This window comes from Bradyrhizobium sp. 23, assembly GCF_023073295.1.
Classification (GTDB): domain Bacteria; phylum Pseudomonadota; class Alphaproteobacteria; order Rhizobiales; family Xanthobacteraceae; genus Bradyrhizobium; species Bradyrhizobium canariense_D.
In genome coordinates this window covers 37,149-42,665 of record NZ_JADPJF010000005.1, presented here as the reverse complement: position 1 = coordinate 42,665, position 5,517 = coordinate 37,149, and the positions used below count along the sequence as shown (strand labels likewise).

Genomic DNA, 5,517 nt, shown 5'->3' with positions numbered 1-5,517 from the left:
GATCGGTTACCTCAGCCCTGTTGAGTTCGAGCGCAAGGTGGGATTAGCTTAACCCGGTGTCCATCATACCGGCAGCAGCTCAAAGGGATGGGTTTCGTAAGGGCTCAACCCATCCTACGAGCTCATCAACACCCTGCCGCCGAATTGCCTTTGCGGTCGAGCCCTTCCCTCCTAAACTCTCGTCCTCACCGGCATCGGTTCCGGCGGGCCCGGTAGAAGCGGAGTCAGATTATGCCCAAACCGGAAAGCTTCCCGATCGAGAAGATCTTCGTTCCCACGAAGCAGAAGAAAGCCATCAAGCCCGAGATCGTCGGGGAGATCGCTGAAAGTATGCTGGACATCGGACAACAGGAACCCATTTCCGTCCGGCTCGACGGAGACCGCCTCGTTCTGGTCGAGGGACTGCATCGGCTCGAAGCCTGCAAGGCGCTCGGCGAGACAACCATTATCGGTGTCATCGTCCCGGCGGAGGTCGCTCAACACAAGCCGCAGCTTGCCGAACGGCCCGAAGTCGAGGCAGAGCGCCTCAAGATGGCGCGATTGAAACAGTTGCGCCTGGAGAAGGAAGCCGCGGAGGCATCGATCGCTGGCCGGAAGGGCGTCAACGGAACGGAAGCGCCGCGCACCCGTCCGACGAAAGGCGTTCGCGACAATCCGAAGGCATCACCGGGCCGGACTGCGAAATCGACACCGAAAACATTGTCGGACTGGATCACGCAGCAAAAGGGCCACGGCGGTCGCTATTGATTGTTGGCTCCAGCTCGTAGGATGAGTGGAGCGAAGCGATACCCATCACCGCTCGATCGGCGAGAGATGAAGGGTTTCGTAAGGGCTCAACCCATCCTACGACCTAGAGCTCAACCCAGCCTACGCGCTATCTACGCCCGCCTCACCGTATCTCGCTCATCGACACCTTGGCGGCGATCCCGCTCAACTCGGGCTGTTGCGGTGCGAACTCCTCGTTGGACGATGAGCCTAGCGAGACGTCGACCATCCTGCGCTTGACCTGTTCGCATGTCTTGCGGACGTCTTCGGTGAACAGCGCGCATTCTTCGATGCGCTTGAAGATCTTCCGACCCTCTTCACGATACTCCGCCGCCGTTTCTCGCATGAAGGCGATCGCATCATGGACCTGGGCAGTCAGCGCCTCGCATTTTTGCGCGGCGTCGATCAACTCGGTGCCCATGGCCTCGATCTCTTTTGCAGCGGACTCATAGTCCCGAACGACCGCCTCTGCACTGAGCGCGCCGACGCGCGTCACGCCCGCGGTGTGCTCGACGTAATCAGGCAGAGCAATGGAAGCAAGAGAGCTTCCCGAGCGTATCGATGCAATGTCCTCCTCGAGCTGGACCAAGTTTACTCCGTCCCGCCTGCGCAATTGTTCGACATTTGCCATTATTGATCTCCCATACGCACCCCGAACCCTTAACAGCATCGGGTTTATTACGGGGATAAGCTCCGTTCTACTCTGATGTATCCTTGACAGCCGCAGTTTTGCCGCTTTTTCCCGATTGCCCAATTGCACGCATGGATAGATTTATCGGCGTTCAACCTCTCCTGGTCGCGGCCGGCGAAGATGGCACGTGCGCCTCGCTAGAAGTCGACCTGTCGAGCAACAGACGCGCCAATACGCACGGTGAAGCGAGCACAGCTCGGATCGCGTGTGTGCGGGCCCGGAACTCGGATCACCTCTCCCCACTCGGAGAGAGGTGCTCCGCGCACAGCCGACCGACGGTGCTCTGGCCGCTGCGCAAAGACCGGCTAGTAGCAAGGCGGGTAAGGTTCGTAGCCGCAGCGGCGATAGCCGCCGTAGGCTCCGTAAGCCCCGTAAGCTGCCGCACCAACCGCAGCAGCTCCGACGCCCACGGCAACTCCGCGGCGCACGGCTGCACCACGATAGACGCCACCGCGATAGACACCGCCGTGATGAACACCAACCCGACCAACCCCGACGCCTGTTCGATAGGCGAAGGCGTCAGTCGAAACAGTCACGATGCAGGCGATGCCAATGATTGCGGATGCGGTAAGTGAAACGATGGTTCGGCGCGACATGTCCACTCTCCTTCCTGGATTGGGACGGTGCGTCAGCGCAATTCGCTAATGAGCGGGTTTGTTGATTTAGAACAATGCGGGCCCTTGCGATCTGGCGGCCGGGTTCATAACGAGACAGCGAAAGTGTCACGCTTTACCTACATAGGGCATCAGCGGGAGCCACACCGCTTTCGGTCATGTACCTGACGCTCGCGACGCATGCCGGTTCGGCAATGCCACGCCCCACCCCCGTGCCCGCGATAATTTCTCGTTCGCACGCGCGTTGGGGGGACAGCGGCGCAACCTCTCCTTCCGGCGATAGGACTGCCGCACTCCGAGGCTGGGCGGCCCCGCCCCTACTTCGTATCGGCCTCGACGCCTCCAGCAGCGGCATCTCGCGATGCGACTCGCAGAACCGCGAGAGCTTGTTGCCGTTCTTGTTCAGCGCTTGCGTATCCACGACGGGATTGTTGCGGCGGCCGGCGTAGAACCCGGCGAGCCAGACGTTCACGGTCTGCATGTGGGTGATGCGCTGGGTGATGTACTGGTCGCAGCTGATCTTGGAAACGTCGACCAGCACCTGGGCCTTGGCCGGCACGGCCAGCAGCAGGGCCGCGAAGGCACCAAGGACGATCGCTCTTGTCTGAACCATGTGTTCCTTCCGATGAATGTCTGCACGGTGGCGACGGTCGGGCGCTGTAGGCTTGATCCAGATCAAGGGCGCCCGTTGCATACCCCGCGACCGCCCCACCCCGAGGCCTCGCCATAATTTCTCCTTCGCACGCGCGTTGTGTTGGACAGCGGCGAGACCTATCGTTCCGATCGGACTGCCACACTTCCATTGACGCCCGACGGAAGCGAGAGCGCATCGGTGCCCGAGACGAACGACCCCAAACCTGACGACCACAAGCCAGACGCCCCCAAGCCGGACGAGGGGCGCGCCGATGGCGGGCTGGCGCGGGCCTACGATCGGATCAAGAGCGCGGAGCAAGACCTTGCGCGGCTGGACCGGCTGGTTTCCGGAATGGAACGCGGCAGCGAAATCCCAGCGGCCTCGCGAGCAAGCGCCGGTGCGGAGGCTGTCGAGACTCCCAAGGACAAGGCTCCCGAGGCCAAGACTCTCAAGAGCACGGCGCCGGCGCCGGATAGCAGGGTTCGCAGTCAAGGCCTGAGGGGAGATCGGCCCATGCTGCGCGCTTTGGTCGGCCTCGTGCTGGCGATCGGCATTCTCGGCGCCGCCTTCGCTTCGCAATACAGCGATCGGGCCAGGTCTATGACCAAATCGATCATGGCGCGATGGGCTCCGCCGGCCGGGACTGAGCCTCGCCAAGCGTCCGCGGTTGAAACTCCGGCGCAACCGCCGGCGGTGCAACTGGCTGCCGCGGATGAGCCCGGCACGGTGCCCGCGCCGCCGGCCGGCAAGGACACGGAGAGCAATGCAGGGTTTGACGCTTCAAGACCAGCTGCTTCAAGACCCGACGCTCCAACAACGGGCGCCACGACGCCCGACCCCTCGTCGTCCGATCTCGCGCAATCGCTCAAGACCATCACCAGCGAGCTTGCGAACATCAACGGAAAGCTCGAGCAACTGAAAAGCCGCAACGAGCAGACGCTGCGCGAGCAGGCCGACACCATTCAGCAGCTCAAGGCGGCGCAGGAGAAGGATGCGGCGGCCAATGCGCGCCTTGCCGCACAGGTCCAGGCGCTGCAAAAGGAGCTGACGACGTCATCCGCATCGTCATCCGCACCTGCGTCCGCGAAACCCGCCGCGCGTAGCGTGATCACCAACGAGACCGCTGCGCCCGCACGGCCGCACGTGCAAGCGGCCGCACCTCGGCGACCCCGGCCGTCGCGAGGGCCCTGGATGCCCCCGCCCTATATGGTCGATCCCTACTATGGGGATCCGGATTGGTGAGCCCGCGGGGCGGATGAGCTGACGTTACGGAGCCGCCAATCGAAGGCGGCCCCGGATGTTGCGTTGGTGCGGCTAGCGCCAACCGCGATGACGGCCCCTGCTCCAGCCGTAGTGATGACCGCGGCCGCCACGTCCCATGTGACCGTGGCCATGTCCATGGCCTCCGCGCGCGAGAATCACCGGACTGTCGGAGCCAGCGACCAACGTCTCAGCCGCAACGCGGGGCATGGCAGAAGCGGAAAATGTCGACATTGCCGCGATTGCGCACGCGGCAACGCCGATCAACAAATGACGTATCATGTTGGGGATTCTCCAGGAGCCGCGTGATAGCGGCAGAGATGAATGCTTCCGCCGCCCCAGAGTTCCATCGAAACATCAGGGAACGGCAATGAACGCGAGCCCTTCTGCGCCGGCACGCACGCTCGCGGACCGGCATCAATCACGCGGCGAGATCTGAAGCTCCATCAACGCCATGCGCTCCAGGACAGCGGGGTCTCGCTCGCCCTCCTTCGCTGTGCGAAGGATTGTTTCCGCGATCGACCGGACATGCGCGGAGCTGACCGGGGCCGGCAGTGACGCCACCGCCGTGTCCAGCGCAGTTTTCATGATGCCGATGGTTTCAGGCGTAAAAGATGCATTCGAAAAGTCTAACATGCTGGATCCGATCCGGAGGTCATCACGAGCGTCTTTGCCGCGGGCGTCTCACCGGCGCCTGATGCGGCTGCGTGAGCAAGGGTCACCAACGCCGGCCCCAGCTGCCGCGCCAGCTGCTTCCCCATCCACCACCACCGCGCACCAGCCGGACGACGAGGAGCAGCAGGACCGCGCCTACGGTCGCGTTGACGATCGCGCTGATCATGCCGCTGCCGAGATGCACGCCGAGCTGAGGCAACAACCAGCTGCCGACAAACGCGCCCAGGATTCCGATGATGATATCGCCGATGATCCCAAAGCCGGTCCCGCGGACGATCTGGCCCGCCAGCCAGCCGGCGACGAGACCGACAAACAAGATCACCAAAAGGCTTTCGCCGGACATTCTCATTTTGTGACCTCGATCACTTGGTTGAAATGGCTGCTGATCTGCGCAATCCGGTCGACCAGGGCCGTCAGATGTCGCGGTAATGGGTCGTGCTCACCCCGAAGCCTGATCCGAAGGCGGTCTGCTATTTCATGAGAGATCGCCAGGCTGGAGCCGCGGTCGATCTGAATGGCATTGCGAACATGGGGGTTGTTCATGAAGGTTTCCGGTTGATACGCACGGAGGACGCTTCGCGCCGAGTCGCACTCACAACGCGACTGCGGTCTTTAACTCAGGCGAGGATCGGAGGTTCGATCTCGCAACGCTCGGGGATCACTGACACAACAGCCCCATCGAGCAAGAGTTCCTTCCGATTACAACTTATGTTTGAAATTCATCGGTCGCGTACAAGCCAACGCGGGATGCAAAGCTCTTGTTATCGCCGACTCATCTATTTGCAGCTTTTTCGGATATCGAGGCATCAATCGTCGTTAAACCAGAAATAGAATCGGAACTGCAGCCCGTCGAGACCGTTCGTTCCCATGGCTGACGT

8 protein-coding genes are annotated in these 5,517 nt (G+C 62.1%); 2 read left to right on the top strand and 6 right to left on the bottom strand.

What is annotated here, in order from left to right; translation table 11 throughout:
* Positions 1 to 231 precede the first annotated feature (231 nt).
* On the top strand, positions 232 to 747 hold the full coding sequence (locus IVB32_RS01065) for a ParB N-terminal domain-containing protein (RefSeq protein ID WP_247368609.1): 516 nt from the start codon (positions 232 to 234) through the stop codon (positions 745 to 747).
* A 142-nt stretch (positions 748 to 889) separates the two neighbouring features.
* Here the strand turns inward: IVB32_RS01065 and IVB32_RS01060 are convergent, their stop codons facing one another.
* The 3 genes from IVB32_RS01060 to IVB32_RS01050 form a co-directional block, all read right to left on the bottom strand.
* Positions 890 to 1,396 (bottom strand): hypothetical protein, encoded by a 507-nt coding sequence (locus IVB32_RS01060; RefSeq protein WP_026232748.1) that lies wholly within the window; start codon positions 1,394 to 1,396, stop codon positions 890 to 892.
* A gap of 365 nt (positions 1,397 to 1,761) precedes the next feature.
* Positions 1,762 to 2,052 carry a hypothetical protein gene (locus tag IVB32_RS01055; RefSeq protein ID WP_247370991.1) on the bottom strand — a complete coding sequence of 97 codons (291 nt, stop codon included), beginning with the start codon at positions 2,050 to 2,052 and terminating at the stop codon, positions 1,762 to 1,764.
* Positions 2,053 to 2,185: 133 nt separating this feature from the next.
* On the bottom strand, positions 2,186 to 2,683 hold the full coding sequence (locus IVB32_RS01050) for an HdeA/HdeB family chaperone (RefSeq protein ID WP_247370988.1): 498 nt from the start codon (positions 2,681 to 2,683) through the stop codon (positions 2,186 to 2,188).
* A 219-nt stretch (positions 2,684 to 2,902) separates the two neighbouring features.
* Here IVB32_RS01050 and IVB32_RS01045 point away from each other — a divergent pair, with 219 nt between their 5' ends.
* Positions 2,903 to 3,946: a hypothetical protein gene (locus tag IVB32_RS01045; protein ID WP_085384035.1), complete on the top strand. Its 1,044-nt coding sequence runs from the start codon at positions 2,903 to 2,905 to the stop codon at positions 3,944 to 3,946.
* A 435-nt stretch (positions 3,947 to 4,381) separates the two neighbouring features.
* On the opposite strand, the gene IVB32_RS01040 is transcribed toward IVB32_RS01045, so the two are convergent.
* From IVB32_RS01040 to IVB32_RS01030, 3 genes are all read right to left on the bottom strand, one after another.
* Positions 4,382 to 4,600, bottom strand: a complete 219-nt coding sequence (locus IVB32_RS01040) for a hypothetical protein (protein ID WP_007609614.1) — start codon at positions 4,598 to 4,600, stop codon at positions 4,382 to 4,384.
* 82 nt (positions 4,601 to 4,682) lie between these two features.
* On the bottom strand, positions 4,683 to 4,988 hold the full coding sequence (locus tag IVB32_RS01035; protein ID WP_085353548.1) for a GlsB/YeaQ/YmgE family stress response membrane protein: 306 nt from the start codon (positions 4,986 to 4,988) through the stop codon (positions 4,683 to 4,685).
* Positions 4,985 to 5,182 carry a hypothetical protein gene (locus IVB32_RS01030; protein WP_085353549.1) on the bottom strand — a complete coding sequence of 66 codons (198 nt, stop codon included), beginning with the start codon at positions 5,180 to 5,182 and terminating at the stop codon, positions 4,985 to 4,987. The genes IVB32_RS01035 and IVB32_RS01030 overlap by 4 nt, the downstream gene beginning before the upstream one ends.
* Positions 5,183 to 5,517: the final 335 nt, after the last annotated feature.

Bases quoted from the DNA above. Each gene is read 5' to 3' on its own strand.
- IVB32_RS01065 (WP_247368609.1), top strand. From the start codon at position 232: ATGCCCAAACCGGAAAGCTTCCCGATCGAGAAGATCTTCGTTCCCACG.
- IVB32_RS01060 (WP_026232748.1), bottom strand. From the start codon at position 1,396: ATGGCAAATGTCGAACAATTGCGCAGGCGGGACGGAGTAAACTTGGTC.
- IVB32_RS01055 (WP_247370991.1), bottom strand. From the start codon at position 2,052: ATGTCGCGCCGAACCATCGTTTCACTTACCGCATCCGCAATCATTGGC.
- IVB32_RS01050 (WP_247370988.1), bottom strand. From the start codon at position 2,683: ATGGTTCAGACAAGAGCGATCGTCCTTGGTGCCTTCGCGGCCCTGCTG.
- IVB32_RS01040 (WP_007609614.1), bottom strand. From the start codon at position 4,600: ATGTTAGACTTTTCGAATGCATCTTTTACGCCTGAAACCATCGGCATC.
- IVB32_RS01035 (WP_085353548.1), bottom strand. From the start codon at position 4,988: ATGAGAATGTCCGGCGAAAGCCTTTTGGTGATCTTGTTTGTCGGTCTC.
- IVB32_RS01030 (WP_085353549.1), bottom strand. From the start codon at position 5,182: ATGAACAACCCCCATGTTCGCAATGCCATTCAGATCGACCGCGGCTCC.